The following is a 25830-nucleotide window of genomic DNA, read 5'->3' on the forward strand; positions in this document are numbered from 1 at the left end:
TCCAGCGCCGGATGCAGGCCGAAGGGGCGGAAATCATGGATGACAAGCAAAGCGTCGATCATCTCGTGCTGCCCGTGCGGGATATCGGTATCGCGGCTCGCCGACTTGAGGCTCTCGGCTTCACGGTCGCGCCGCCGGCTCTCCATCCATTCGGCACGCAAAACGCCTGCGTTTTCTTTCAGGATGGCACCTATATCGAGCCGCTGGCGATTGCTGACCCAGCTAAATATATTGCCTCGATAGAGAAGGGTGACGTCTTTACCGGCAGGGATCAGGCGTTCAGACAACATCACGGCCAGGAAGGTTTCTCGGCTCTCGTCGCCAAAACAGGCGACGCTATTGGCAATCACGAACGGTTCGTCGCAGCGGGCCTCTCCGTCGGTGATCTTTTTGAGTTTTCGCGACCGGTTCAGATGCCGGACGGCTCCCGCAGCGAAGCGGCATTTCGGCTGGCTTTTGCGGCAAGCGGGGCGGCGACGGATTTTTTCCTGTTCGCCTGCCAGCGGCTGAAGGCCTTGCCGGGCGACCGAACGGAGCTGGAGCGGCATGCCAATGCCGTCACGGGTCTCCGCGAAATCGTCCTGCTTCCCGGCGGAGATGCAAGAGCGGCTCACCTGATCGAAACGGTCTTCGACTGTGAGGCGATGATGTCTCCGAGTGGAGATATGATTTTCGCAACCGGCAATGCCCAAATCAGATTGACCGAAAAGCCGGTCTTCGCCGGCATCGACCTGAATGCTTCAAATCGGGGTGATGGAGGGCTGCGAGGTGCTGGCATCGTTTTCTCCGTCAACGATCTTGCCGTGACAGCGGCGGTGCTTGCTGCTAATGGCGTCTCCAGCATGGAAGCGGGCGGCCGTCTGGTGGTGCCCGCAGTACCCGGTCAGGGCGTTGCCTTCGCCTTCGAGGAAAAATGATGAGCGTTACGAACAATCTCAAAGTCACCGCCGGCGATGGCGCCAGCAAGGTTTCCTTCTCCAATACCGAGCGTTTTTCGCTGATTGCCGGCCCCTGCCAGATGGAAAGCCGCGAACATGCCTTCACGATCGCGGGTGTGCTCAAAGAACTGTGCGATAAGCTGGGCATCGGCCTTGTCTATAAGTCCTCCTTCGACAAGGCGAACCGCACCTCGCTTTCCGGCAAGCGCGGCATCGGCCTTGACAGCGCGATGGAGATTTTCGCCGATCTCAAGAAGGAATTCGGCTTTCCTGTTCTGACGGATATTCACACCGAGGAACAATGCGCCATCGTGTCCGAAGTGGTGGATGTGCTGCAGATCCCGGCCTTCCTCAGCCGACAGACCGATCTTCTTGTCGCCGCCGCAAAGACCGGCTGCGTCATCAATGTCAAGAAAGGCCAGTTCCTGGCTCCCTGGGACATGAAGAACGTGCTGGCCAAGCTGAATGAAAGCGGCAACCCGAATGTGCTGCTCTGCGAACGCGGCGCCTCCTTCGGTTACAATACGCTCGTCTCCGACATGCGTTCGCTGCCGATCATGGCTTCTCTCGGCGCGCCTGTCGTCTTCGATGCCACCCATTCGGTGCAGCAGCCGGGCGGGCAGGGCGGTTCCACCGGCGGCCAGCGTGAATTCGTCGAGACGCTTTCGCGTGCGGCGGTCGCGGTCGGTGTCGCCGGTCTCTTCATCGAGACCCATGAAGACCCGGACAATGCGCCCTCTGACGGTCCCAATATGGTGCATCTGAAGGACATGCCCAAGCTGCTGGAAAAGCTACTGGCCTTCGACGCCATCACCAAAGCCTGAGGGGCCGGCGCGGTTTGTGCCAATCGATTTTAAATGGCGGGCGGACCGTTTCTGCCGTCCGCCGTCATTGTAATTTCTTCGTCATCGTCTAAGACAGGCGACGGAAAATATCTGTTCCATTCCCAAGGGAGAGACCATGACTGCCATTACCGATATCATCGCGCGCGAAATCCTCGACAGCCGCGGCAACCCGACCGTTGAAGTCGATGTTTACCTCGAAGACGGCTCCATGGGCCGTGCGGCCGTTCCGTCCGGCGCCTCCACCGGCGCGCATGAAGCGGTTGAGCTGCGCGATGGCGGCAAGCGTTATCTCGGCAAGGGCGTGGAAAAGGCGGTTGAAGCCGTCAATACCGAAATCTTCGACGCCATCGGCGGTTTCGACGCTGAAAACCAGATTCAGATCGACCAGATGATGATCGCGCTTGACGGCACGCCGAACAAGTCGCGCATCGGCGCCAACGCCATCCTCGGCGTCTCGCTCGCCGTCGCCAAGGCTGCGGCCGAAGCCTCGGGCCTGCCGCTTTACCGTTATGTCGGTGGTCCGAACGCACATCTGTTGCCGGTTCCGATGATGAACATCATCAACGGCGGCGCCCATGCCGACAACCCTATCGACTTCCAGGAATTCATGATCCTGCCGGTTGGCGCAGAAAACATCCGCGAAGCCGTGCGCATGGGCTCGGAAGTCTTCCATACGCTGAAAAAAGAACTGTCCGCGCAGGGCCACAATACCAATGTCGGTGACGAGGGCGGTTTCGCACCAGGTCTCGAAAGCGCGCCTGCTGCTCTCGATTTCATCATGAAGTCGATCGAAAAAGCGGGTTACCGTCCGGGCGACGACATGTTCATCGGTCTCGACTGTGCCGCGACCGAATTCTTCAAGAACGGCAATTACGTTTATGAAGGCGAAGGCAAGACCCGTTCGCCGATCGAGCAGGCCGAATATCTGGCCGATCTCGTCGCGAAATATCCGATCATCTCGGTCGAAGACGGCATGGCTGAAGACGACTGGGATGGCTGGAAGGCGCTGACCGATCTCATCGGCAACAAGTGCCAGCTGGTCGGCGACGACCTCTTCGTCACCAACTCGGCGCGTCTTCGCGATGGCATCAAGATGGGTGTCGCCAACTCCATCCTCGTCAAGGTCAACCAGATCGGTTCGCTCTCCGAGACGCTGGATGCGGTCGAAACGGCGCATAAGGCCGGTTACACCGCCGTCATGTCGCACCGTTCGGGCGAGACGGAAGATTCCACCATCGCCGACCTCGCGGTTGCCACGAACTGCGGTCAGATCAAGACCGGTTCGCTTGCCCGTTCCGACCGGCTCGCAAAGTACAACCAGCTGATCCGTATCGAAGAAATGCTCGGCCCGCAGGCTGCTTACGCCGGCCGTTCGATCCTGCGCGGGTAATTCGCCCGGATTTTTTGCGGGGGCGCTTTGCTGTCCTAGATGGGATTGGTATCAGGCCTCGCAACGCATTCGACATCATCCTCGGCCTTGTGCCGAGGATCTGCAACGTCTCCTCAATTCGACACGTTGCAGATGCTCGGGACAGGCCCGAGCATGACGAACCGGAGCTTCGGCATCACCGCCATTCTCAGCCTGCCTCCGGCGGGCTTTTTCATGCCCATTCGCCATTCGCAATTTAAGGTCAACGGATAGTTAAACAATCCGGCTTAGTCTCAGAATCACGTTGTGCGTTTTAAGGCTTCTCTCCGGCATGTGGACCAGACATCATAAAAAGAGACGATTCGGCCGTTTGATCGTTCCGGCCATCACGATCGCTTTTCTTTCCTATTTCGGTTATCATTCCATCCATGGCGACTTCGGCCTTCAGGCGACGGAGCGGCTGGAGCGGCAGCGTATTACTCGCACGGCGGAGCTTCAAAAGCTCACGCAGGCGCGTGTGGCGCTGGAGCGGCAGGTGGAATTGTTGAGCGATGGCTCGTTGGAGCGGGACATGATCGATGAAATTTCCCGTTACCAGCTGAATATGTCCCGCACGGACGAAATCGTCATCATGAACACATATTTCTAATTAACCGAAATCAGGTTAATTTAACATTTGTGATTTATTCACAGCATCTTAGCGTGAATATGTGCCATGCGTTTAAAGCATTGCTGCATGGCATTTTCTTGCATATGGTGCGCGCCACTCTATCCATTCAAATGGCAACTCAGGGAGGGATGAATGGCGCCGCGAAAACCAGCGACCGTATCCGGCCGCAAGACCACGGCAAAGGCTGCAACCGAATTCACCGGCAAGAACAGTCCCGACTTCTCCAAGGAAGACGAACTTCACGCCTACCGTGAAATGCTGCTCATCCGCCGTTTCGAAGAAAAGGCCGGCCAGCTCTACGGCATGGGCTTCATCGGTGGTTTCTGTCACCTCTATATCGGTCAGGAAGCCGTTGTTGTCGGCATGCAGATGTCGCAGAAGGAAGGCGATCAGGTCATCACCGCTTACCGCGACCACGGCCACATGCTTGCACTCGGCATGAGCGCGCGTGGCGTAATGGCCGAGTTGACCGGCCGCAAGGGCGGCCTGTCGAAAGGCAAGGGCGGCTCCATGCACATGTTCTCCAAGGAGAAACATTTCTATGGCGGTCACGGCATCGTCGGCGCGCAGGTTTCGCTTGGAACCGGTCTCGCTTTCGCCAACCGCTATCGCGGCAACGACAATGTTTCCGTGACCTATTTCGGTGACGGCGCCGCCAACCAGGGCCAGGTCTACGAGAGCTTCAACATGGCCGCTCTCTGGAAACTGCCGATCATCTATATCGTCGAGAACAACCGTTACGCCATGGGCACCTCGACCGCCCGCGCCACCGCCCAGTCGAACTATTCGCTGCGCGGCCAGTCGTTCGGTATCCCCGGCGTTCAGGTGGATGGCATGGATGTGCGCGCCGTCAAGGCCGCCGCCGATCAGGCGCTGGAACATTGCCGTTCCGGCAAGGGTCCGATCATTCTGGAAATGCTGACCTACCGTTACCGAGGTCACTCCATGTCCGACCCGGCGAAATACCGTTCCAAGGATGAAGTGCAGAAGATGCGCTCCGAACATGACCCGATCGAGCAGGTCAAGGCACGGCTTCTGGAGCAGGGCTGGGCAAGCGAAGACGAACTCAAGGCCATCGACAAGGATGTCCGTGATATCGTCGCCGACAGCGCCGACTTCGCCCAGAACGACCCAGAGCCGGATGTATCCGAGCTTTACACCGACATTCTGCTCTGATCGGGAAAGGGAAACCAATGCCTGTAGAAATTCTTATGCCCGCCCTTTCCCCGACCATGGAGGAAGGCACGCTTTCCAAGTGGCTTAAAAAGGAAGGCGACAAGGTCACCTCCGGCGACGTGATTGCCGAAATCGAGACCGACAAGGCGACCATGGAAGTGGAAGCCGTGGATGAAGGCGTGATCGGCAAGCTCTTGATCGATGCCGGCACCGAAGGTGTGAAGGTCAACACGGCAATCGCCGTTCTCCTTCAGGATGGTGAAAGCGCCGACGACATCTCTTCCTCCGCCAAGAAGGAAGAGCCAAAGGCTGAAGCTGCAAATTCCGGTTCTGATGCCGCCGGCGGCAAGACCCGTGAAGCTGCCGAAGAGCCGAGCGCTGCCAAGGAAGCCGCCAAGGTTCCGGCAGCACCTAAGATCGACGTTGCGGCCGATCCGGATGTTCCTGCCGGTACGGAAATGGTGATGACGACAGTGCGTGAAGCGCTGCGCGACGCCATGGCCGAAGAAATGCGCGCCGACGAAAAAGTTTTCGTCATGGGTGAAGAAGTCGCCGAATATCAGGGCGCCTACAAGATCACCCAAGGGTTGTTGCAGGAATTCGGCGAGCGCCGTGTTATCGATACCCCGATCACCGAGCATGGTTTTGCCGGTATCGGCGTCGGCGCTGCGATGACGGGCCTCAAGCCCATCGTCGAATTCATGACCTTCAACTTCGCCATGCAGGCGATCGACCAGATTGTCAACTCGGCGGCTAAGACGCTTTACATGTCGGGCGGTCAGATGGGTGCACCGATGGTGTTCCGTGGTCCGTCCGGTGCTGCTGCCCGCGTTGGCGCACAGCATTCGCAATGTTACGCCGCATGGTACAGCCATATTCCGGGCCTCAAAGTTGTCATGCCCTACACGGCAGCCGACGCCAAGGGCCTGCTCAAGGCGGCTATCCGCGATCCGAACCCGGTCATCTTCCTTGAGAACGAAATTCTCTACGGCCAAAGCTTCGAAGTGCCGAAGCTCGATGATTTCGTTCTGCCGATCGGCAAGGCGCGCATTCACCGCAAGGGCAAGGATGCGACCATCGTTTCCTTCGGTATCGGCATGACCTATGCGATCAAGGCGGTTGCGGAACTCGAAAAGCTTGGCATCGATGTCGAACTGATCGACCTGCGCACCATCCGTCCGATGGATCTGCCCACCGTCATCGAATCGGTCAAGAAGACCGGTCGTCTGGTCACGGTCGAGGAAGGCTTCCCGCAGTCATCGGTCGGTGACTTCATTGCCAACCAGGTCATGCGCGCCGCTTTCGACTATCTCGATGCGCCGATCCTGACGATTGCCGGCAAGGACGTTCCGATGCCTTACGCGGCGAACCTCGAAAAGCTGGCTTTGCCCAACGTCGATGAAGTCGTCCAGGCCGTCAAAACCGTCTGCTACAAGTAAGGGGAGGCGTTTCGATGCCGATAAACATCACCATGCCTGCCCTTTCTCCAACGATGGAAGAGGGCAATCTGGCCAAGTGGCTGGTCAAGGAAGGCGACAAGGTCGCACCCGGTGACGTGATCGCCGAGATCGAGACCGACAAGGCGACCATGGAAGTGGAAGCCGTCGATGAAGGCACGGTTGCCAAGCTCGTCGTTGCCGCCGGCACCGAAGCGGTCAAGGTCAATGCCCTGATCGCCATCCTCGCTGCAGAAGGCGAAGATGTGGCCGAGGCGGCGAAGGGCGGCGATGCCGCACCGGCCAAGGCGGAAGCCCCGAAGCAGGAAGCTGCAAAGGCCGAAGCGACGAAGGAAGAAGCTGCGCCAGTCAAGGCTGAAAAGCCGGCGGCCGATCAGGCAGCGGCACCTTCCACGCCGGCCCCGGTTGCGAAGTCCGGCGAGCGCATTTTCGCATCGCCCCTTGCCCGCCGTCTGGCCAAGGAAGCCGGTCTCGACCTTTCGGCCGTCTCCGGTTCCGGCCCGCATGGCCGCATCATCAAGACCGACGTGGAAAAGGCTGCCGCTTCCGGCGGTGCGAAGGCTGCATCTGCTGCCGCAGCATCCGCAGGCGCACCGGCTCCGGCGCTCGCCAAGGGTCAGTCGGACGAAGCCGTTCTCAAGCTGTTCGAACCCGGCTCCTACGAGCTTGTGCCGCATGACGGCATGCGCAAGGTCATCGCCAAGCGCCTGGTCGAATCCAAGCAGACGGTTCCGCATTTCTACGTCTCCGTGGATTGCGAACTGGATACGCTTCTGGCGTTGCGCGCCCAGCTCAACGCCGCTGCTCCTGAAAAGGACGGCAAGCCGGCCTACAAGCTGTCGGTCAACGACATGGTCATCAAGGCGCTTGCTCTTGCGCTGCGTGATGTGCCTGACGCCAACGTCTCCTGGACGGAAAGCAACATGGTCAAGCACAAGCATTCGGATGTCGGCGTTGCCGTTTCCATTCCGGGTGGCCTGATCACGCCGATCATCCGCAAGGCGGAAGAAAAGTCGCTCTCCACCATCTCCAACGAGATGAAGGACTACGGCAAGCGCGCGAAAGAGCGCAAGCTGAAGCCCGAGGAATATCAGGGCGGCACGACGGCCGTGTCCAACATGGGCATGATGGGCGTCAAGAGCTTCTCCGCCGTTATCAACCCGCCGCATGCCACCATCCTGGCTGTCGGCGCGGGCGAACAGCGCGCTGTCGTTAAGAACGGCGAGATCAAGGTCGCCAATGTCATGACGGTCACGCTCTCCACCGACCACCGCTGCGTCGATGGCGCGCTCGGAGCCGAACTGATCGGCGCCTTCAAGCGCTACATCGAAAACCCGATGGGCATGCTGGTTTGATCGGAGAATAATATGGCGAAGTCGGTCCTCTGCTTTGGCGATTCCCTCACATGGGGATCAAATGCGGAAACGGGTGGCCGGCACAGCCATGACGATCTATGGCCGAGCGTCTTGCAAAAGGCGCTCGGGCCTGAGGCGCATGTGATCCACGAGGGGCTGGGTGGCCGCACCACCGCCTATGACGACCACACCGCCGATTGCGACCGTAATGGCGCGAGGTTGCTGCCGACGCTTCTGCACAGCCATGCGCCGCTTGATCTCGTCATCATCATGCTCGGCACCAACGACATGAAACCGGCGATCCACGGCTCGGCCATTGTCGCCATGAAGGGTGTCGAGCGATTGGTGAAACTGGTTCGCAACCACGTCTGGCAGGTGCCGGACTGGGAAGCGCCTGACGTTCTGATCGTCGCGCCGCCGCAATTATGCGAAACGGCCAATCCGTTCATGGGCGCGATCTTTCGTGATGCTATCGATGAATCGGCGATGCTGGCTTCCGTCTACAGGGACCTTGCCGACGAACTCGATTGCGGCTTTTTCGATGCCGGGTCGGTTGCCCGCACGACGCCGGTGGATGGCGTTCATCTCGATGCTGAAAACACACGAGCCATCGGCCGCGGGCTGGAGCCCGTCGTTCGCATGATGCTCGGACTTTGACAATTATTCTCGTTTCGGGACGGCATGCCGTCATCCGAACAAGACAAGGCAGGATTTCCAATGGCTCAATCTTATGACGTCATCATCATCGGTTCGGGACCGGGCGGTTATATTGCCGCAATCCGTGCCGCCCAGCTCGGCATGAAGGTCGCCGTTGTCGAGCGCGAGCACCTTGCCGGCATCTGCTCCAACTGGGGCTGCATTCCCACCAAGGCCCTGCTGCGCACCGCTGATGTCATGCACACCGCCACCCACGCCAAGGATTACGGCCTGACGCTGGAAGGCTCGATCAAGCCTGACGTGAAGGCAATCGTGGCCCGCTCGCGCGGCATTGCTGCGCGCATGAATAATGGCGTCGGTTTCCTGTTCAAGAAGAACAAGGTCGATATCATCTGGGGTGAAGCCAAGATCACTAAGCCGGGCGAAATCGTCGTTGGCAAATCCACGAAGCCGGTCGTTCAGCCGCAGGGTCCCGTGCCGAAGAACACGCTGGGCGAAGGCACTTACACTGCCAAGCACATCATCGTCGCCACCGGCGCCCGTCCGCGCGCGCTGCCCGGCATCGAGCCGGATGGCAAGCTGATCTGGACCTATTTCGAGGCAATGAAGCCGGAAGAGCTGCCGAAGTCGCTGCTCGTCATGGGTTCGGGCGCCATCGGCATCGAATTCGCCAGCTTCTACCGCACCATGGGCGTTGACGTCACCGTCGTCGAAATCATGAGCCAGGTCATGCCGGTCGAAGATGCGGAAATCTCCGCCTTCGCCAAGAAGCAGCTGGAAAAGCAGGGCATCAAGATTCATCTGGAAACCAAGGTTTCCAAGGTCGAGAAGGCTGCAAACTCCGTCACTGCGACGCTGGAGAAGAAGGACGGTTCTTCCGAGAAGATCACTGCCGACCGGATGATTTCCGCCGTCGGCGTCGTCGCCAATATCGAAGGCATCGGCCTTGAGGCTGTGGGCGTGAAGACCGATCGCGGCTTCATCGTCATCGACGGTTACGGCAAGACCAATGTGCCCGGCGTCTATGCTATCGGTGATGTTGCCGGCCCGCCGCTGCTCGCCCACAAGGCCGAGCATGAGGCCGTGATCTGCGTCGAAAAGATCGCCGGTCTGCCGAATGTCCACCCGATGGACAAGCTCAAAATCCCCGGCTGCACCTATTGCAACCCGCAGGTCGCCTCGGTCGGTCTCACCGAAGCCAAGGCGAAGGAGCAGGGCCGAGACATCCGCGTCGGCCGCTTCTCGTTTGCGGCGAACGGCAAGGCGGTTGCGCTCGGTGAAGACCAGGGCATGGTCAAGACCATCTTCGACAAGAAGACGGGTGAGCTGCTCGGCGCGCACATGGTCGGCGCGGAAGTGACAGAGCTTATTCAGGGCTTCGTCGTCGCCATGAATCTCGAGACGACCGAAGAAGATTTGATGCACACGATCTTCCCGCATCCGACCATTTCGGAATCGATGAAGGAAAGCGTGCTCGACGCCTACGGACGTGTTCTGAACGCATAAGTGCCGCGTGATGCCCGGCATTGTCTAACCTTGCCGGGTGTCCCATATGTCTCAACGCCGGTTCCTCAAGGGAACTGTTCTTTCAGGGAGCGTGGGAATGGAAAGTGTAGGCTGGATTGCAGCAATCATCATCGGCGGTCTCGCCGGCTGGCTTGCGGGCAAGCTCATGGACATGCGCTTCGGCATTTTCATGAACATCATTCTGGGCATTGTCGGTTCGGTTGTCGCCGTCGCCGTCCTTGGCACCCTTGATGTTTTCGTGCAGGATAGCAGGCTCGGTTACTTCGTGACGTCTTTCCTTGGCGCCAGCCTGTTGCTGTTTGTAGCAAAGCTGGTGCGGCGCTAACGGGCTGCATGACCGGAAAGGGCTTACGCTTTTTCTGGAATTGTTCTAAAGCATCCGGCCAACAGGTGTTTAGATCGCTACAGGCGATGGAAGCAGGTTTTTAATGGTCACTATTCTCGACAGGACGTCGTCCGACGAAAAGCGCATTCGCCACCCGGAAAAGGCGCATCGGCCCGATACCGAGGTCATGCGCAAGCCGGAATGGATCCGCGTCAAGGCGCCGACCTCCAAGGGCTATCACGAGACGCGCGAGCTGGTGCGCAGCCACAAGCTCGTCACGGTGTGCGAGGAAGCCGGCTGTCCGAATATCGGCGAGTGCTGGGACAAGAAACACGCGACCTTCATGATCATGGGTGAAATCTGCACCCGCGCCTGCGCTTTCTGCAACGTCGCGACCGGCAAGCCCAACGCGCTTGACATGAACGAGCCTGAAAACGTCGCCAAGGCTGTCAAACAGATGGGCCTTTCCCACGTCGTCATCACCTCGGTCGACCGCGACGATCTTGCCGATGGCGGTGCTGAACATTTCGAGAAGGTCATCTGGGCAATCCGTGCGGCATCTCCCAATACGACCATCGAAATCCTGACCCCCGACTTCCTGAAGAAGCCCGGCGCGCTGGAACGTGTCGTGGCCGCCAAGCCTGACGTTTTCAACCACAACATGGAAACCGTTCCGGGCAATTATCTCACGGTCCGCCCCGGCGCGCGTTATTTCCACTCCGTGCGCCTGTTGCAGCGGGTGAAGGAACTCGATCCTACCATGTTCACCAAATCCGGCATCATGGTCGGCCTTGGTGAAGAGCGTAATGAAGTGCTGCAGCTGATGGACGATCTGCGCAGCGCCGACGTGGATTTCCTGACTATCGGCCAATATCTGCAGCCAACCCGCAAGCACCACAAGGTCGAGGCTTACGTCACGCCGGAGGAATTCAAGTCCTACGAGACGGTTGCCTATACCAAGGGCTTCCTGATGGTCTCCTCCAGCCCGCTGACACGTTCTTCCCACCATGCCGGCGACGATTTTGAGCGCCTGCGTGCGGCCCGCGAAAAGAAGCTGTTGGCTGCTGCTGAGTAAGGGACAAAAGTTCCGCGACATAGGTTGCTGGATCGGGCGATATGAGCTCTCTCCACCGTCATGCTCGGGCTTGTCCCGAGCATCTGCGACCTATCGGTTGTACGATACGTGATGGGATCCTCGGGACAGGCCAGAGGATGACGTGAGTGGGAGGCGAGGCTTGTGAAATGGTTCAGCCGCCTGTTGCAGGCCTTCAACCCAATCACACCACGACCTTCGCCGGCCGATGCGCCCGCATGCACAAGATCACGCTCAGCACCACCGAACAGATCGCCATGATCTCGACAATGGTCGGCCCGCGACCTTCCCACAGAAACCCGTAAAGCAACGCAAACAGCGTTTCGAACAGGATCATCTGCCCGACCATTGTGAGCGGTAGCATGCGGCTCATTCTGTTCCAGAGGGCATTACCGAGAATGGAGGCGGTGAAACCGAGGCCGGCGGCAATGGTCGCGAAGTGAAGCCAGTCCCCTGAACTGTGGCTTTCCCCGCCGAAGGCAAAGGCCGGAATGGCCAGCACCAGCGCAAGCCCGCCTGTCACAACGCCCGTCATCATGTTCCAGTCATCGGCGCTGACGTCGTGAAGGCGGGACAGCCAGCGGGCATTGCCGACTGCGAAAGCTGTCCATGACGCGAGCGCTCCCAGCGCACAGGCAAGCCCTATGACGCGGGACATATCCAGTCCCGTATCGTTTTCCGTCAGCGACTGCCAGGAAATGCCGACAATGCCGATCGCCCCGAAAGCGAGCGACGGCCACAACTGCTTGAGCGACACCGCACCATGGTCGCGACTGCCGATGATGGTGACGGCAACCGGCAGGAAACCGATGATGATGGAGGTGAAGGCGACACCGCTCAGCTTCACCGCTGTCGAGATGAAGACGTAATAGGCGATGTTGCCAATCATGCTCAGCCAGCCGAGCGCGATCCATTCGCGCGCACCGAAATGGGCCGATACGCGTTTGAGGCGCGGTCCAATAATGATGAGGGAAATCAGCCCGTAGGTGAGATAACGCGCCGTCGAGAGTTGCAGCGCGGAAAAATCCGGCACGAGTTTCGGAGCGAGAAAGATGCCGCCCCAGAGCGCACCCGCCAGCATGCCGTAAAAAACACCGAGACCTGTCCTGTTCATGTCCGTCACATCCGCATTCATATGTGCCCGCGATGTGCCACAGGCCTTTGCGGCTGTCTTGACAAAAACTCCTGATGAATTGCCAGCGGTTCTAGTGGATGCCGCGGTTCCGGCGATAGGCGGCCGGTGTTTCGCCCACGATATTGCGCATGGCGCGCGTCAACGCCGTCTGGTCGGAAAAACCGGACCTGAGCGCGATTTCGGCGATCGGCAGGCTGGAATCGTCGAGCAGGGCGCAGACCTTGTCCATGCGAAGCCCCACCAGCCAGCGGTGAGGCGAGAGACCGAATTCCTCGACAAACAGCGCATGAAGGCGGCTTTCGCTGATCGACGCGCAGGCCGCCAGCATGTCGATGGTCCAGGGGAAGAAAGGTTCCGCCCTAACGACCGCGCCAAGCCAGCGAAGGCGCTCCCGGATATCGGCTCTTTCATCGGCAAGGCTGTCGACAAGAAGCGGCGCCCACAGGCCGGCGACATCGTCGCGGCGTCCATCCGTTCCGATGAGGCCGCGCATATAGGCGATCAATTGCCGTGTGTCCGGGGCAATATCGAGAAAGGGTGTGCGGGAAAATTTTTCGAGCGTTCGTTCCGAAACGGCACTTTCATCGAGATCGACCACCAGCGAGTGATTGACGCCAGTCGCTTCCTGCGTGTGCGGCGCATCGCGATGGATGAAGACGCCGCGCCCGGTGGAGAGCTCATCTTGCCGTCCGGCCACATCGATCCGCAGGCGGCCGGAGACGGGAAGAACGATCTGCACGAAGCTATGCCGCTCCTTCGGTCTTTCCTGCCTGTAGGTTCTGATATCGGCGGATGCGGACGTCATGACGCTGTCGTTTCCAGTGTGCAAAGAAATGGCCGCCTCGAAAAAGCGGCCGGTTTCATTGCATGATTATGGCATCGTCTTGAAGATTGGACCAGCCGGCTTTATCGCTCGGCTGCGGGAGACGGCAATTAACAGTCTTCCTTGACGGTCGATTCGCCGCGTTTGCGCTTTCGCAAAACCGGCTTGTTCTCTCTCGCCTCGCATTTCGCGACGTCGATGAGATAGGCAAGCATCGGCATTTCGTTCATCGATGCGAGTTGCTTGGCGGATTCGAGAAGGTTGATGATGTTGGAAAAATCGTCCATCGGCTCACTCAGTGGCTCAAAGCGGTTATGTATCGGGTGTGAACCCAAGGATGAATAAGCGCGGTGAAAATGGGAGGTTCCAGCGCCGTTGCATCCCATGGGTGTAATATTAGTCGCAAATAAATAGCAATCCCTGCGAGGGGGTTGCAATAGTTAAATTTCCGTAACGTCGGGCGCTCGCGTCCTGCCGTTGCAGAATATTGCCCGCTTTATTGGACAATGCACGGCGACGAGAATGAGGTTTATTCGATGCCGAACTATCTTGAAAACGTCAAGGACGCAGCTGACATCATCGCGTCGGCACGCCGCATCATGGTCGTCGGCTGCTCCGGCGGGGGGAAATCGACACTGTCGCAAAAGCTCGCGGCTGCCTTCCGGCTTCGCTATATCTCCATGGACCGCGATATTTTCTGGTTGCCCGGCTGGCAGTTGCGCCCGCGCGAAGAGCAGCGGCAGAGGATCGCGGCCATCGTCACCGAAGACCGATGGCTGATGGATGGCAGCAATCCGTCATCCTTCGACTTGCGTCTGCCAAGAACGGATATCGTGCTATGGGTCCGCATGCCGCGTTGGCTTTGCCTGTGGGGTGCGATCAGCCGGATCGTGAAGGGTTATGGCAAGGCCCGGCCCGAAATGGCGGTGGGTTGCCCGGAAAGAATAGACCTCGATTTCCTGCGCTATATCTGGAATTTCGAACGCCGCCATACTCCGGTCTTCGAGGAGAATTTTGCGCTTCATGGCCCCAACGTGCCGATATTCCAGCTGAAAAGCCGAAAACAGATCCGCCGCCTTCTTGATCTTCTTGTTATCGAGGATTAACTGCCGCTCATGCCACAGTTCGAAACGCATCGCCTTGTCAAACACTCGCCCGACCGCATGTACGACCTCGTCGCCGATGTGGAGAAATATCCGCAGTTTCTGCCGCTTTGCGAAGGGCTCACCGTTCGCTCGCGCAAGGAGCGGGATGGCAAGGTGCTGCTGGTGGCGGATATGACCGTGGGCTACAAGGCCATTCGCGAGACCTTCACCACGCAGGTGTTGTTGAACCCCGCAGAGCGCGCCATCGACGTGAAATATATCGACGGCCCGTTCAAATATCTCGACAATCGCTGGCGTTTCGAAGCGGCCGAAAATGGCGGCGCAGCTATTCATTTCTTCATCGATTATGAATTCAAGAACCGCCTGCTCGGCGCGGTCATGGGCTCGATGTTCGATCGGGCGTTCCGCATGTTCGCGGAAGCCTTCGAGACCCGCGCCGACAAGATTTACACCGATCCGGCCTGATTGAGCGCAATCAGCATCTCAAACGCGGTTCTGACAGTCGCAAGCCGGATTTCGGTTCGGCCGATATCTCCGTAACGCATCTCGTGATGCAGGAAGTGGCCGTTGCGCGCCTTGGCGGCCAGATGCACCAGCCCCACCGGTTTTTCGGCTGAGCCGCCGCCCGGACCGGCAATTCCTGTCACCGCCACGGCGAAATCCGCGCGCGAGCGGAAGAGGGCGCCATGCGCCATTTGCAGCGCGGTCTGCCGGGAGACCGCACCGAATGTTGCCAGCGTCTCTATGCCGACCCCCAGCATGTCTCGCTTGGCGTCATTGGTATAGGTGACGAAACCACGGTCGACGACGGCCGAGGAGCCGGCAATCTCGGTCAGCGCGCCGGCGATCAGCCCTCCGGTGCAGCTTTCCGCTGTCGAGACCATCAAGCCACGGGCGGTGAAATCAATGATGATCCGCCGCGCCAGTTCTTCGATGTCTCCGGGGAAAAGGCTCATAGCGGCCTGCCTTGGTAGACAACGGTGGCGGTGGCGATGGCGGCGATGCCTTCCCGGCGGCCGACGAAACCGATTGTCTCATTGGTCGTCGCCTTCACCGAGCAGCGCTCCAGCGCAATGCCGAGCATGTCCGAAAGCGCCTCCCGCATGGCCTGGCGATGCGGGCCGATGCGCGGCGCTTCGGCAATCAGCGAGACATCGGCATTCATGATCGTGCCGCCATTGTCGCGCACGACCTTCGCCGCATGTTCAAGGAAGATGCGCGAGGCCGCGCCCTTCCATTGCGGATCGGACGGCGGGAAATGATCGCCGATATCGCCCGCACCGCAGGTGGCCAGCAGCGCATCCGTCAGCGCATGCAGCGCCACATCGGCATCCGAATGGCCTTTCAGCCTCTGGTCATGTTCGATGAAGATGCCGCAGAGCGTCACGCCGTCGCCGGCCTCCAGCTGGTGCACGTCGTAACCATTGCCGGTTCGCACGTCGGGCAATGCGTGGGAGAGCTTTTCATCGGCCATGGCGATATCCCGCTTGAGAGTGAGTTTCACATTATCGACCGAACCTTCGGTCAGCGTCACCGTTAATCCCGCCCATTCGGCAATCGATGCATCATCGGTGAAATCCGTTTTGCCTGAAGCCCCAGCGGCACGATGCGCGGCGAGAATGTCGCTGTAGCTGAAACTCTGCGGTGTCTGCGCCGCGTAAAGCCCCTGCCGGGAAACCGTTTCCTCTACGCGATCGCCCGCACCGCGCTTCAGCGTATCGGTGACGGGCAGGGCAGGCAGAACGCCCGATGCGCCACCCAGATGCAGCGCGACGATGCGCTCCAGCATGTCCGCGGCGACGAAAGGCCGCACGGCATCATGGATCATCACATGGGTAAGGTCGTGCGAGGAGAACGCCTCCAACCCGGCCAGAACCGATTGCTGGCGCGTTGCGCCGCCCGTTACCGTGGTGATCCGCTCGCCAGCATCAAGCCGCCCAAGGATAGGCGACAGCAGTGCCGCATCGTCGGCATGGCTGACGACCACGATCGGGCAGGCATCGTTCCAGCCGAGGAAGGTCGTCAATGTATGCTCGATCACGGCCCTGCCGCCGATCGGGCGATATTGCTTTGGCCCTTCCTCGGGGGAGCCTGCCCTTTCGCCGCGTCCGGCGGCGACGATGACGATGCCGAATTTCATAGTACTTTCCTGCATTGGTCATATGCTTTGTGCGCAACCCTTAGCGGTTGACAGTCCTGCTCTAGCGTTTCAAAACCCGGATGGCCAGCCCGATAAGACGTGCATTTACCCCTGCATGTCGCAGGATCGATCGTCATCGCACCTTTAAACCTGCACAAATTGCTGCCGATAGCAAAACAGGCAGGCAGCCGCCCAGCAAATAAAAGATGCAGCCCGCTAAAAGTGCTTGGCAACCGCGCAAACACTGTCTAAAAATAATGCAAATAACCCTTCTGCATGAAAGATCATCATTTGTCCCTTCCGGAGTTGTCAGAACCGTTTAGCATCGGCTCAGTCACGATCCGTAATCGTGCGGTGCTGGCGCCCATGTCGGGCGTGACGGATTTGCCGTTCCGGCAGCTGGCCTGGCGTTTTGGCGCGGGTTTGGTCGTGACGGAAATGGTGGCAAGCCGCGAACTCGTCGCTAACAGGGGAGAATCCTGGGCCCGGCTGAAGAATGCTGGCATGGTCCCGCATATGGTGCAGCTTGCCGGGCGCGAGGCGCGTTTCATGGCCGAGGCGGCGAAGATTGCCGCCGATAACGGCGCTGGAATCATCGATATCAATATGGGTTGCCCGGCCAAGAAGGTGACGGGCGTTTACTCCGGCTCGGCGCTGATGCGCGATCCCGATCACGCCCTGTCGTTGATCGAGGCGACGGTTGGCGCTGTCGATGTACCGGTGACGCTGAAGATGCGGCTCGGCTGGGACGAAAACACCATCAATGCGCCGGAGATCGCCCGCCGCGCCGAAGCGGCAGGCGTGCAGCTCATCACCATTCACGGCCGCACCCGCATGCAGTTTTATGAGGGACGGGCGGATTGGGACGCCATCCGCGCCGTGCGCGAGGTGATTTCCCTGCCTCTGATCGCCAATGGCGATGTGGAAACCTCCGAGGATGCACGCGAAATCCTGCGCCGTTCCGGTGCGGATGCCGTCATGGTCGGTCGCGGCGCACAGGGGCAGCCCTGGCTGCCGGCTGTGCTCGCCGGATATCCAGCGCCGCACCGTGACGATATTCCCGCCATCGCCATCGAACATTACGAGATGATGCTGGAATTTTACGGAAGGGAACCCGGTCTGCGGCATGCCCGCAAACATCTGGGCTGGTATCTCGACCGTTCCGCTCCTGACATCGCCACGCCCGAAAAGGCTAAAATCATGACATCGCGTGACACGGGGGAGGTGGCGGATCTGCTGCGCTCCGCCCTTAGCGAAAATGCGGGCGAAGAAGCCGCAAGGAAGGCCGCATGAGCGCTGATAAACACAGCCCGGCAGATGCAAACCCGCTCGCCATGGCGGTTCTGAATGCGGTGCAGAACCCGGTTATTCTAGTGGATGGCGAGGGTTTCATCGCGTTCGCCAATTGGGAGGCGGAAGCCTTTTTCGGGGCGAGCGCTTCCCACCTTGCCCGCTACCGCGTTTCCACCTTCATTCCCTTCGGAAGCCCGCTTCTGGCGCTGATCGATCAGGTGCGGGAGCGCCGCGCGCCGGTCAACGAATATCGCGTCGATCTGAGTTCGCCCCGGCTCGGCCAGGACAAGCTCGTCGATCTTTATGTCGCGCCTGTCGTCAGCGAGCCGGGTTCGGTTGTCGTCGTCTTCCAGGAGCGGTCGATGGCCGACAAGATCGACCGGCAATTGACCCACCGCGCCGCCGCCCGCTCAGTCACAGGCCTTGCCTCAATGCTGGCGCATGAGATCAAGAACCCTCTGTCAGGCATTCGCGGCGCTGCCCAGCTGCTGGAGTCCTCCGTTCCCGATGAGGACCGGGCGCTGACGCGGCTTATCTGTGACGAGACCGACCGTATCGTCTCGCTGGTCGACCGCATGGAAGTCTTTTCCGACGAGCGTCCGGTGGACCGCGTGCCGGTCAATATCCATTCCGTGCTCGATCATGTGAAGGCCATCGCCAAGGCGGGTTTTGCCCGCAACATCAAGATATCAGAGAATTACGACCCGTCGCTGCCGCCGGTCTATGCCAATCGCGATCAACTGGTGCAGGTCTTCCTCAATCTGGTGAAGAATGCGGCCGAGGCCGTGGGCAACCAGTCTGACGGCGAGATTCTGCTGACGACGGCCTATCGCCCCGGCATGCGTATGTCGGTCGCCGGCAGCCGCGAGCGCATCTCGTTGCCGCTTGAGTTCTGCGTGCATGATAATGGCCCGGGTGTTCCGGCCGATCTTCTGCCGCATCTCTTCGATCCCTTCATCACCACCAAGACGAATGGTTCGGGCCTCGGGCTGGCACTTGTCGCCAAGCTGATCGGCGCCCATGGCGGCATTGTCGAATGCGACAGCCAGAACCACCGCACGACTTTCCGCGTATTGATGCCCGTCTCGCCGGAAGTGGCGCTTGACGACAGCTCTTTGCCGAACACGACAGGAAATGACAGATGACAGCTACGATCCTCGTCGCCGATGATGATGCCGCAATCCGCACGGTGTTGAACCAGGCGCTCAGCCGCGCCGGTTACGACGTGCGCATCACCTCCAATGCCGCAACGCTCTGGCGCTGGGTGTCGGCGGGTGAGGGCGATCTTGTCGTGACCGATGTCGTGATGCCGGATGAAAACGCCTTCGATCTTCTGCCGCGCATCAAGAAGGCCCGTCCGGACCTGCCGGTTCTCGTCATGAGCGCGCAGAACACCTTCATGACGGCCATCAAGGCCTCCGAGAAGGGGGCTTACGATTATCTGCCCAAGCCCTTCGACCTGACGGAGCTGATCGCCATCATCGGCCGCGCCCTGTCGGAGCCGAAGCGCAAGCCGGCCAAGCTGGATGACGACATGCAGGACGGCATGCCGCTCGTCGGCCGCTCCGCGGCGATGCAGGAAATCTACCGCGTTCTCGCCCGTCTGATGCAGACCGACCTGACGCTGATGATCACGGGTGAATCCGGTACGGGTAAGGAGCTGGTGGCGCGCGCGCTGCATGATTACGGCAAGCGCCGCAACGGTCCTTTCGTTGCCATCAATATGGCAGCCATCCCGCGCGACCTGATCGAATCGGAACTGTTCGGCCATGAGAAGGGCGCCTTCACCGGCGCGCAGAACCGCTCGACCGGCCGTTTCGAGCAGGCCGAGGGCGGCACGCTGTTCCTCGATGAAATTGGCGATATGCCGATGGATGCCCAGACACGCCTGCTGCGCGTCCTGCAGCAGGGCGAATATACGACGGTGGGCGGCCGCACGCCGATCCGTACCGATGTCCGTATCGTTGCCGCCACCAACAAGGACCTGAAGCAGTCGATCAATCAGGGTCTCTTCCGTGAGGACCTTTATTATCGCCTCAACGTCGTACCGCTGCGCCTGCCGCCGCTGCGCGATCGCGCCGAGGATATTCCTGATCTCGTCCGCCATTTCATCCAGACGGGTGAGAAAGAAGGGCTGGAAGGCAAGCGTTTCGAGACCGAGGCGCTGGAGGTGATGAAGGCCTATGCCTGGCCGGGCAACGTGCGCGAGCTGGAAAACCTGATCCGCCGCCTGATGGCGCTTTATCCTCAGGAAGTCATCACCCGCGAGATCATCGAGCAGGAATTGCAGTCGGATGTTCCCGATAGCCCGCTGGACAAGATGGCGGTCCGCACCGGTTCGCTCACCATTTCGCAGGCGGTCGAGGAAAACATGCGGGATTATTTCGCCAGCTTCGGCGATGGCCTGCCGCCGCCCGGCCTTTATGACCGCGTGCTCCGCGAACTCGAATATCCGCTGATTCTCGCCGCCTTGACGGCAACCCGCGGCAACCAGATCAAGGCCGCCGATCTTCTTGGTCTCAACCGCAATACGCTGCGCAAGAAAATCCGCGAGCTCGGTGTTTCCGTCTATCGTAGTTCCCGCCCCAGCTGAGAATGTTGACAAGGCCGCAGTTGTCGTTGCATTTTCGCCACATTGTGTTGCTTGGAAAACACTAGGAAGGACAGAGATTCGCCAGAGGGAGGCGAGTCCTGCCTGACTTCAGGACTGTGGTGCTGGCTGGCCAGCAATTGGGAGTAGTGCATGCGGAAACCCGCCGCCGAACACGACGTTGCCGAAGAGGCAGCGGGAATGGTGGTTGCCGATCGCAGGATGTCTTTCGCCCTGCCAGGGCTGGTGCTCGCCGGCGTTGCCCTTGTCTGTGCCATCATTACCCTCTTCGTGCTTATGGGCGTGACGCCGATTGCACCGACGACCAATGTCGTCATTGCCTCGGTGGTGATCAATTCGATCTTCGTGATCGGCCTGATCTTCCTCATCGGCCGCGAAATCAACCGGCTGCTGAAGGCGCGCAAAAAGGGCAGGGCGGCGGCGCGGCTGCACGTCCGCATTGTCGTGCTTTTCTCCATCGTGGCGATAACGCCGGCCGTTCTCGTGGCGATCTTCGCCAGCCTGACGTTGAATGTTGGCCTCGACCGCTGGTTTTCGATCCGGACCCAGTCGATCGTCGAGTCATCAGGCAATATCGCCCAGGCCTATATGATGGAAAATGCCGGCTATCTGCAGGGCCAGACCCTGTCGATGGCTACCGACCTCGACCGCAACCGCGCACTTTTTTATCTCGATCGTACCGGCTTCGTCGATTTGATGACGCGTCAGGCCAAGGGCCGCGGCCTGCTCGGCGCGTTTCTGGTGCAGGAGGACGGCGACGCGGTTGCGCAGGCCGATATCAAAACGGAAAAACCGCTTCCGGCTATTCCGCACGACGCGCTCGAAAAAGCCGCCGCCGGTCAACCGACCCTTATTCCGCCGGGTATTACTAACCTCGTTGGCGCCATTATTAAGCTAGAGGGCATCAGCGGCACGTTCCTCTACACCGTACGCGCGGTCGATCCCAAGGTGATGACCGCAATGCGGCTGATGGAGGAGAACCGCGCGGAATACAAGAATATGGAGGCGGGCCGAGCGCCGCTGCAGATCGCCTTTGCGATCCTTTATCTTGGTTTTGCGCTGATCGTGCTTCTGGTCGCCATCTGGACGGCAATCGCGGTCGCCGACCGGATCGTGCGGCCGATCCGTCTTCTCATCAGCGCCGCCGACAGTGTCGCCACCGGCAACATGCATGTGCTGGTTCCCGTTCGCGCCGTCGATGGCGACGTCGGGCGCCTGTCGCGCACCTTCAACAAGATGGTCTCAGAACTGCGCAGCCAGCAGGAGCAGATCATCGAGGCGAAGGACGATATTGACGACCGCCGCCGCTTCATCGAAGCCGTGCTGTCGGGTGTGACCGCCGCTGTCATTGGCATTGATGAGAACCGCAGGATCACCATCGTCAACCCGTCCGGCGAGGAATTCCTGGCGCTGAATTTCGACCAGTTGATGGGCGCGCAGCTTTCCGAGATCGCGCCTGAGATCGACCAGGTCGTGACCGAGGCGAACACCTGGGCGCGCGGCAACTTCCGCAAGCAGATCAATATCATGCGGCGCGGCAAGGAACGGACGCTGAATGTGCAGGTGACCCGTGAGGACGCCCGCGACGGCCGCGACAGCTACGTCATCACTCTCGACGACATTACCGATCTCGTCATCGCCCAGCGCTCCACCGCATGGTCGGATGTGGCACGACGGATTGCGCATGAAATCAAGAACCCGCTGACGCCGATCCAGCTTTCCGCAGAGCGTATCAAGCGCCGTTTCGGCAAGCAGATCGACGAAAACGACCGCGCCATCTTCGACCAGTGTACGGACACCATCGTCCGGCAGGTCGGTGATATCGGCCGGATGGTGGATGAGTTCTCGGCCTTTGCGCGCATGCCGAAGCCAACGAAGGAAAAGTCGGACCTGCGGGCGATCCTGAAGGATGCGGCGTTCCTTCGGGAAATCAGCGCCGCCGACACGAAGTTTTCAACCGAACTGGGCGACATCCCGCTAGAAGGCATGTTCGATGCCCGCATGCTGGGCCAGGCCTTCGGCAATCTCATCAAGAATGCGACGGAAGCCATCGAGGCGGTGGAAGGCGAAAAGCGGCCGGGTAAAATCCTGGTGCGCGCCTCTTTCGACGAAGCGAATTCGCGTTTCGTGGCTGACATCATCGACAATGGCCGCGGCCTTCCTGTCGAGAACCGTCACCGCATTCTCGAACCCTATATGACGATGCGGGACAAAGGCACGGGCCTTGGGCTGGCCATCGTCAAGAAGATCATTGAGGAACATGGCGGGTATCTGGAACTCCACGATGCCCCTGCCGAATTCGACCATGGCCATGGCGCCATGATCCGAGTGCTGCTGCCCTATATCGAGGCGGTCGGCGGCGAAAATAACAAGGAAGCAGCATATGGCGTCTGATATTTTGGTCGTGGATGACGAGGCGGACATTCGCGAAATCGTAGCGGGCATTCTCTCCGATGAGGGCCACGAGACGCGTATGGCCTTCGACAGCGACAGCGCGCTGGCCGCCATTTCCGAGCGTGTGCCGCGCCTGATCTTCCTCGACATCTGGATGCAGGGCTCGAAGCTCGACGGTCTGGCACTGCTGGACGAGATCAAGAGTCGCCACCCGGAAATTCCCGTCGTCATGATTTCCGGTCACGGCAATATCGAAACCGCCGTCAACGCCATCAAGCGCGGGGCCTTCGATTTCATCGAAAAGCCCTTCAAGGCCGACCGCCTGATCCTGATTGCCGAGCGGGCTCTGGAAAATTCCAAGCTGAAGCGCGAGGTTCAGGAGCTCAAGAAGCGTACGGGTGACGCGGTCGAACTCGTCGGCGCGTCACTTGCGGTGTCGCAGCTTCGCCAGACCATCGACAGGGTTGCGCCCACCAATAGCCGCATCATGATCCTTGGACCCTCCGGTTCCGGCAAGGAACTGGTGGCACGCATGGTCCACAAGAAGTCCTCGCGCGCGAGCGGACCCTTCGTGGCGCTGAACGCCGCGACGATTACGCCTGATCGTATGGAGATCGCGCTTTTCGGGACGGAAGGCCTGCCGGGACAGCCCCGCAAGGTGGGTGCGCTGGAAGAAGCCCATCGCGGCGTACTTTATCTCGATGAAGTCGGTGAAATGCCGCGCGAGACACAGAACAAGATCCTGCGTGTGCTGGTCGATCAGCAATTCGAACGTGTCGGCGGCGGCAAGCGGGTGAAGGTGGATGTGCGCATCATCTCCTCCACCGCCCATCACCTCGAAAGCCTGATCGCCGAAGGTCAGTTCCGCGAGGATCTCTACCACCGGCTCGCCGTCGTGCCGGTCAAGGTGCCGGCGCTTTCCGAACGGCGCGAGGATATTCCTTTCCTCGTCGACATGTTCATGCGGCAGATTTCCGAACAGGCCGGCATCCGCCCGCGCAAGATCGGTGACGACGCCATGGCCGTTCTCCAGACGCATGACTGGCCGGGCAATATCCGCCAGCTGCGCAACAATATCGAGCGGCTGATGATCCTCGCCCGTCCCGAAGGTGGCGAAGCGCCGATCTCGGCTGACATGCTGCCTTCGGATATTGGCGACATGCTGCCGAAGATTTCGGCGCAGGGCGACCAGCACATCATGACGCTACCGCTGCGTGAAGCGCGTGAAATGTTCGAACGGGACTACCTGATGGCCCAGATCAACCGCTTCGGCGGCAATATTTCGCGCACGGCGGAATTTGTCGGCATGGAACGGTCGGCGCTGCATCGCAAACTGAAATCTCTCGGCGTATAAGGGACGAACGCACTTCGTCCGCAACCGATTATTCCGTCAGAGAGACAGCATGAAAGTCATCATTTGCGGCGCAGGGCAGGTGGGTTACGGTATCGCCGAGCAATTGTCGCGGGAGGACAATGAGGTATCGGTGATCGATACGGCCGCGCCGCTCATCACCGCCATTACCGAGACGCTGGATGTGCGCGGTTATGTCGGTCACGGCGCCCATCCGGACATGCTGGCCAAGGCCGGTGCGGATCAGGCGGATATGATCATAGCCGTGACCCTGCACGACGAGATCAATATCGTCGCCTGCGAAGTGGCGCATGCACTCTTCAGCGTGCCGACCAAGATTGCCCGCATTCGCGACCAGAGCTATCTGAAGCCGGAATATGCCGATCTCTTCAGCCGCGAGAACATGTCCATCGATGTCACGATTTCCCCGGAAGTCGAAGTCGGCAAGATGGTGCTGCGGCGCATTGCCTTTCCGGGCGCTACCGACGTGGTGCGCTTTGCCGAAGATACGATCTACATGCTGGCCATCGAATGCATGGAAGATTGCCCTGTCATCAACACGCCGCTACAGCAGCTCTCCAATCTGTTTCCGGACCTCATCGCCACTGTGGTGGGTGTCTATCGTGACGGCATTCTCAAGGTGGCGCATTCCTCCGAGCAGCTGCGGGTAGGCGACCTTGCCTATGTCATCTGCCAGCGCCAGCATGCCCGCCGCACATTGAGCCTCTTCGGTCACGAGGAGCAGGAAGCGCAGCGAATCGTCATTGCAGGCGCGGGCAATATCGGCCATTTCGTCGCGCACAAGATCGAGGAAATGCAGCCGAAAACGCGGGTGAAGATCATCGAGGCCGATCGGGACAAGGCGATTGCCGCGTCCGAACAGCTGCGTAATACCATTGTCATGCATGGCTCGGCCCTCGATCAGAAAATTCTGATGCAGGCCGACATCCAGGATGCCGATCTTATCGTCACGCTCACCAATAACGACCAGACCAACATTCTCGCCGCCGTGATCGCCAAGCAGCTCGGCTGCAAGTCGAATCTGGCGCTGCTGAACAGTACCTCCTTCCATGATGTCGCCCGCTCGCTCGGGCTCGACGCCTATATCAACCCCCGCGCCGTCACGATCTCCCGCGTGCTGCAGCATGTACGCAAAGGCCGCATCCGCTCGGTTTATGCCGTCCAGCGCGGTTCGGCGGAGGTGATCGAGGCGGAAGCGCTTGAAACATCGCCGCTGGTCGGCCAGTCCTTCCGCGACATCGATATGCCCGAAGGCGTACGCATTGGCGCGATCTATCGCGACGGTGTGGTGATCCGCCCGGATGGCAGCACGAAGATCAAGGCGAAGGATCGCGTCGTGCTGTTTGCCTCCGCCGATGCGGTGCGGGACGTGGAACAACTTTTCCGTGTTTCGATACAATATTTTTGACTGTCCCGAATTGAAAATGCGGGTCAATACTCGTACTGCTCAGGCCGTTTTCGCCGTTGCGGAACGGAACATGATTTGATACCAGAGTTTGAGGTCGGCCAAGCGGGGGACAAGACTCGGCCGGCTTATTATTGAT

Annotated in this window: 24 protein-coding genes; 19 read left to right on the forward strand and 5 right to left on the reverse strand. The window is 59.7% G+C overall.

Annotated features, from left to right (window positions below; translation table 11 throughout):
- The first annotated feature begins 35 nt into the window (after positions 1-35).
- From CFBP5499_RS06225 to lipA, 11 genes are all read left to right on the forward strand, one after another.
- Positions 36-917 (forward strand): VOC family protein, encoded by an 882-nt coding sequence (locus tag CFBP5499_RS06225; RefSeq protein ID WP_080827349.1) that lies wholly within the window; start codon positions 36-38, stop codon positions 915-917.
- On the forward strand, positions 917-1762 hold the full coding sequence (gene kdsA / locus CFBP5499_RS06230) for a 3-deoxy-8-phosphooctulonate synthase (RefSeq protein WP_080825176.1): 846 nt from the start codon (positions 917-919) through the stop codon (positions 1760-1762). The genes CFBP5499_RS06225 and kdsA overlap by 1 nt, the downstream gene beginning before the upstream one ends.
- A gap of 136 nt (positions 1763-1898) precedes the next feature.
- The gene (gene eno, locus CFBP5499_RS06235) at positions 1899-3173 is read left to right on the forward strand and encodes a phosphopyruvate hydratase (protein ID WP_080825175.1); all 1275 of its coding nucleotides are present in this window, start codon (positions 1899-1901) and stop codon (positions 3171-3173) included.
- Positions 3174-3483: 310 nt separating this feature from the next.
- Complete coding sequence (locus CFBP5499_RS06240; protein WP_080825174.1) at positions 3484-3801, forward strand: FtsB family cell division protein; 318 nt, start codon at positions 3484-3486, stop codon at positions 3799-3801.
- A gap of 153 nt (positions 3802-3954) precedes the next feature.
- Complete coding sequence (gene pdhA / locus CFBP5499_RS06245) at positions 3955-4998, forward strand: pyruvate dehydrogenase (acetyl-transferring) E1 component subunit alpha (RefSeq protein WP_080825173.1); 1044 nt, start codon at positions 3955-3957, stop codon at positions 4996-4998.
- 17 nt (positions 4999-5015) lie between these two features.
- Positions 5016-6437: a pyruvate dehydrogenase complex E1 component subunit beta gene (locus CFBP5499_RS06250; RefSeq protein ID WP_080825172.1), complete on the forward strand. Its 1422-nt coding sequence runs from the start codon at positions 5016-5018 to the stop codon at positions 6435-6437.
- Between the two features lie 14 nt (positions 6438-6451).
- Positions 6452-7810 carry a pyruvate dehydrogenase complex dihydrolipoamide acetyltransferase gene (locus CFBP5499_RS06255; RefSeq protein ID WP_080825171.1) on the forward strand — a complete coding sequence of 453 codons (1359 nt, stop codon included), beginning with the start codon at positions 6452-6454 and terminating at the stop codon, positions 7808-7810.
- Between the two features lie 12 nt (positions 7811-7822).
- Positions 7823-8467, forward strand: coding sequence for an SGNH/GDSL hydrolase family protein (locus CFBP5499_RS06260; protein WP_080825170.1), 645 nt, complete (start codon positions 7823-7825; stop codon positions 8465-8467).
- 60 nt (positions 8468-8527) lie between these two features.
- Complete coding sequence (gene lpdA / locus CFBP5499_RS06265) at positions 8528-9973, forward strand: dihydrolipoyl dehydrogenase (protein ID WP_080825169.1); 1446 nt, start codon at positions 8528-8530, stop codon at positions 9971-9973.
- Between the two features lie 97 nt (positions 9974-10070).
- A complete protein-coding gene (locus tag CFBP5499_RS06270) occupies positions 10071-10319 on the forward strand; it encodes a GlsB/YeaQ/YmgE family stress response membrane protein (protein ID WP_080825168.1) in 249 nt (82 codons plus the stop codon).
- Positions 10320-10422: 103 nt separating this feature from the next.
- A complete protein-coding gene (lipA, locus tag CFBP5499_RS06275) occupies positions 10423-11394 on the forward strand; it encodes a lipoyl synthase (protein ID WP_080825167.1) in 972 nt (323 codons plus the stop codon).
- 202 nt (positions 11395-11596) lie between these two features.
- Here lipA and CFBP5499_RS06280 read toward each other — a convergent pair whose 3' ends face one another.
- The 3 genes from CFBP5499_RS06280 to CFBP5499_RS29945 all read right to left on the reverse strand — a co-directional run bounded on the left by CFBP5499_RS06280 (position 11597) and on the right by CFBP5499_RS29945 (position 13657).
- Positions 11597-12526 (reverse strand): DMT family transporter, encoded by a 930-nt coding sequence (locus CFBP5499_RS06280; RefSeq protein ID WP_080827348.1) that lies wholly within the window; start codon positions 12524-12526, stop codon positions 11597-11599.
- Positions 12527-12617: 91 nt separating this feature from the next.
- Complete coding sequence (locus tag CFBP5499_RS06285) at positions 12618-13352, reverse strand: helix-turn-helix transcriptional regulator (RefSeq protein ID WP_080825166.1); 735 nt, start codon at positions 13350-13352, stop codon at positions 12618-12620.
- Between the two features lie 128 nt (positions 13353-13480).
- Positions 13481-13657: a hypothetical protein gene (locus CFBP5499_RS29945; RefSeq protein ID WP_167341581.1), complete on the reverse strand. Its 177-nt coding sequence runs from the start codon at positions 13655-13657 to the stop codon at positions 13481-13483.
- A gap of 249 nt (positions 13658-13906) precedes the next feature.
- On the opposite strand from CFBP5499_RS29945, the gene CFBP5499_RS06295 reads away from it, so the two are divergent.
- Both CFBP5499_RS06295 and CFBP5499_RS06300 read left to right on the forward strand, forming a co-directional pair.
- Positions 13907-14476: an AAA family ATPase gene (locus CFBP5499_RS06295; protein WP_080827347.1), complete on the forward strand. Its 570-nt coding sequence runs from the start codon at positions 13907-13909 to the stop codon at positions 14474-14476.
- 9 nt (positions 14477-14485) lie between these two features.
- Complete coding sequence (locus CFBP5499_RS06300) at positions 14486-14941, forward strand: type II toxin-antitoxin system RatA family toxin (protein WP_080825164.1); 456 nt, start codon at positions 14486-14488, stop codon at positions 14939-14941.
- Here CFBP5499_RS06300 and CFBP5499_RS06305 read toward each other — a convergent pair.
- Complete coding sequence (locus CFBP5499_RS06305; protein WP_080825163.1) at positions 14923-15432, reverse strand: CinA family protein; 510 nt, start codon at positions 15430-15432, stop codon at positions 14923-14925. The genes CFBP5499_RS06300 and CFBP5499_RS06305 overlap by 19 nt on opposite strands.
- Positions 15429-16616, reverse strand: a complete 1188-nt coding sequence (locus CFBP5499_RS06310; protein WP_080825162.1) for a bifunctional 2-C-methyl-D-erythritol 4-phosphate cytidylyltransferase/2-C-methyl-D-erythritol 2,4-cyclodiphosphate synthase — start codon at positions 16614-16616, stop codon at positions 15429-15431. Before CFBP5499_RS06310 ends, CFBP5499_RS06305 begins: the two co-directional genes overlap by 4 nt.
- A 276-nt stretch (positions 16617-16892) precedes the next feature.
- On the opposite strand from CFBP5499_RS06310, the gene dusB reads away from it, so the two are divergent.
- The 6 genes from dusB to trkA all read left to right on the forward strand — a co-directional run bounded on the left by dusB (position 16893) and on the right by trkA (position 25694).
- Positions 16893-17909 carry a tRNA dihydrouridine synthase DusB gene (gene dusB / locus CFBP5499_RS06315; RefSeq protein WP_080825161.1) on the forward strand — a complete coding sequence of 339 codons (1017 nt, stop codon included), beginning with the start codon at positions 16893-16895 and terminating at the stop codon, positions 17907-17909.
- Positions 17906-19054, forward strand: a complete 1149-nt coding sequence (locus CFBP5499_RS06320; protein WP_080825160.1) for a two-component system sensor histidine kinase NtrB — start codon at positions 17906-17908, stop codon at positions 19052-19054. The genes dusB and CFBP5499_RS06320 overlap by 4 nt, the downstream gene beginning before the upstream one ends.
- The gene (ntrC, locus tag CFBP5499_RS06325; protein WP_004441656.1) at positions 19051-20502 is read left to right on the forward strand and encodes a nitrogen regulation protein NR(I); all 1452 of its coding nucleotides are present in this window, start codon (positions 19051-19053) and stop codon (positions 20500-20502) included. Before CFBP5499_RS06320 ends, ntrC begins: the two co-directional genes overlap by 4 nt.
- 150 nt (positions 20503-20652) lie before the next feature.
- Positions 20653-22914: a sensor histidine kinase NtrY-like gene (locus tag CFBP5499_RS06330; protein WP_080825159.1), complete on the forward strand. Its 2262-nt coding sequence runs from the start codon at positions 20653-20655 to the stop codon at positions 22912-22914.
- Entirely contained in the window at positions 22904-24268 is a 1365-nt protein-coding gene (locus CFBP5499_RS06335) for a sigma-54-dependent transcriptional regulator (RefSeq protein WP_003521348.1), read from the forward strand. The genes CFBP5499_RS06330 and CFBP5499_RS06335 overlap by 11 nt, the downstream gene beginning before the upstream one ends.
- Positions 24269-24317: 49 nt before the next feature.
- Positions 24318-25694 (forward strand): Trk system potassium transporter TrkA, encoded by a 1377-nt coding sequence (trkA, locus tag CFBP5499_RS06340; protein ID WP_080825158.1) that lies wholly within the window; start codon positions 24318-24320, stop codon positions 25692-25694.
- Positions 25695-25830: the final 136 nt, after the last annotated feature.

Origin of the sequence: Agrobacterium tumefaciens, from assembly GCF_005221325.1 — a bacterium.
In the GTDB taxonomy this organism is placed as follows: domain Bacteria; phylum Pseudomonadota; class Alphaproteobacteria; order Rhizobiales; family Rhizobiaceae; genus Agrobacterium.

Coding starts and splice junctions, on each gene's coding strand:
- CFBP5499_RS06225 (WP_080827349.1), top strand. CDS start 36: ATGGATGACAAGCAAAGCGTCGATCATCTCGTGCTGCCCGTGCGGGAT.
- kdsA (WP_080825176.1), top strand. CDS start 917: ATGAGCGTTACGAACAATCTCAAAGTCACCGCCGGCGATGGCGCCAGC.
- eno (WP_080825175.1), top strand. CDS start 1,899: ATGACTGCCATTACCGATATCATCGCGCGCGAAATCCTCGACAGCCGC.
- CFBP5499_RS06240 (WP_080825174.1), top strand. CDS start 3,484: ATGTGGACCAGACATCATAAAAAGAGACGATTCGGCCGTTTGATCGTT.
- pdhA (WP_080825173.1), top strand. CDS start 3,955: ATGGCGCCGCGAAAACCAGCGACCGTATCCGGCCGCAAGACCACGGCA.
- CFBP5499_RS06250 (WP_080825172.1), top strand. CDS start 5,016: ATGCCTGTAGAAATTCTTATGCCCGCCCTTTCCCCGACCATGGAGGAA.
- CFBP5499_RS06255 (WP_080825171.1), top strand. CDS start 6,452: ATGCCGATAAACATCACCATGCCTGCCCTTTCTCCAACGATGGAAGAG.
- CFBP5499_RS06260 (WP_080825170.1), top strand. CDS start 7,823: ATGGCGAAGTCGGTCCTCTGCTTTGGCGATTCCCTCACATGGGGATCA.
- lpdA (WP_080825169.1), top strand. CDS start 8,528: ATGGCTCAATCTTATGACGTCATCATCATCGGTTCGGGACCGGGCGGT.
- CFBP5499_RS06270 (WP_080825168.1), top strand. CDS start 10,071: ATGGAAAGTGTAGGCTGGATTGCAGCAATCATCATCGGCGGTCTCGCC.
- lipA (WP_080825167.1), top strand. CDS start 10,423: ATGGTCACTATTCTCGACAGGACGTCGTCCGACGAAAAGCGCATTCGC.
- CFBP5499_RS06280 (WP_080827348.1), bottom strand. CDS start 12,526: ATGAACAGGACAGGTCTCGGTGTTTTTTACGGCATGCTGGCGGGTGCG.
- CFBP5499_RS06285 (WP_080825166.1), bottom strand. CDS start 13,352: ATGACGTCCGCATCCGCCGATATCAGAACCTACAGGCAGGAAAGACCG.
- CFBP5499_RS29945 (WP_167341581.1), bottom strand. CDS start 13,657: ATGGACGATTTTTCCAACATCATCAACCTTCTCGAATCCGCCAAGCAA.
- CFBP5499_RS06295 (WP_080827347.1), top strand. CDS start 13,907: ATGCCGAACTATCTTGAAAACGTCAAGGACGCAGCTGACATCATCGCG.
- CFBP5499_RS06300 (WP_080825164.1), top strand. CDS start 14,486: ATGCCACAGTTCGAAACGCATCGCCTTGTCAAACACTCGCCCGACCGC.
- CFBP5499_RS06305 (WP_080825163.1), bottom strand. CDS start 15,432: ATGAGCCTTTTCCCCGGAGACATCGAAGAACTGGCGCGGCGGATCATC.
- CFBP5499_RS06310 (WP_080825162.1), bottom strand. CDS start 16,616: ATGAAATTCGGCATCGTCATCGTCGCCGCCGGACGCGGCGAAAGGGCA.
- dusB (WP_080825161.1), top strand. CDS start 16,893: ATGAAAGATCATCATTTGTCCCTTCCGGAGTTGTCAGAACCGTTTAGC.
- CFBP5499_RS06320 (WP_080825160.1), top strand. CDS start 17,906: ATGAGCGCTGATAAACACAGCCCGGCAGATGCAAACCCGCTCGCCATG.
- ntrC (WP_004441656.1), top strand. CDS start 19,051: ATGACAGCTACGATCCTCGTCGCCGATGATGATGCCGCAATCCGCACG.
- CFBP5499_RS06330 (WP_080825159.1), top strand. CDS start 20,653: ATGCGGAAACCCGCCGCCGAACACGACGTTGCCGAAGAGGCAGCGGGA.
- CFBP5499_RS06335 (WP_003521348.1), top strand. CDS start 22,904: ATGGCGTCTGATATTTTGGTCGTGGATGACGAGGCGGACATTCGCGAA.
- trkA (WP_080825158.1), top strand. CDS start 24,318: ATGAAAGTCATCATTTGCGGCGCAGGGCAGGTGGGTTACGGTATCGCC.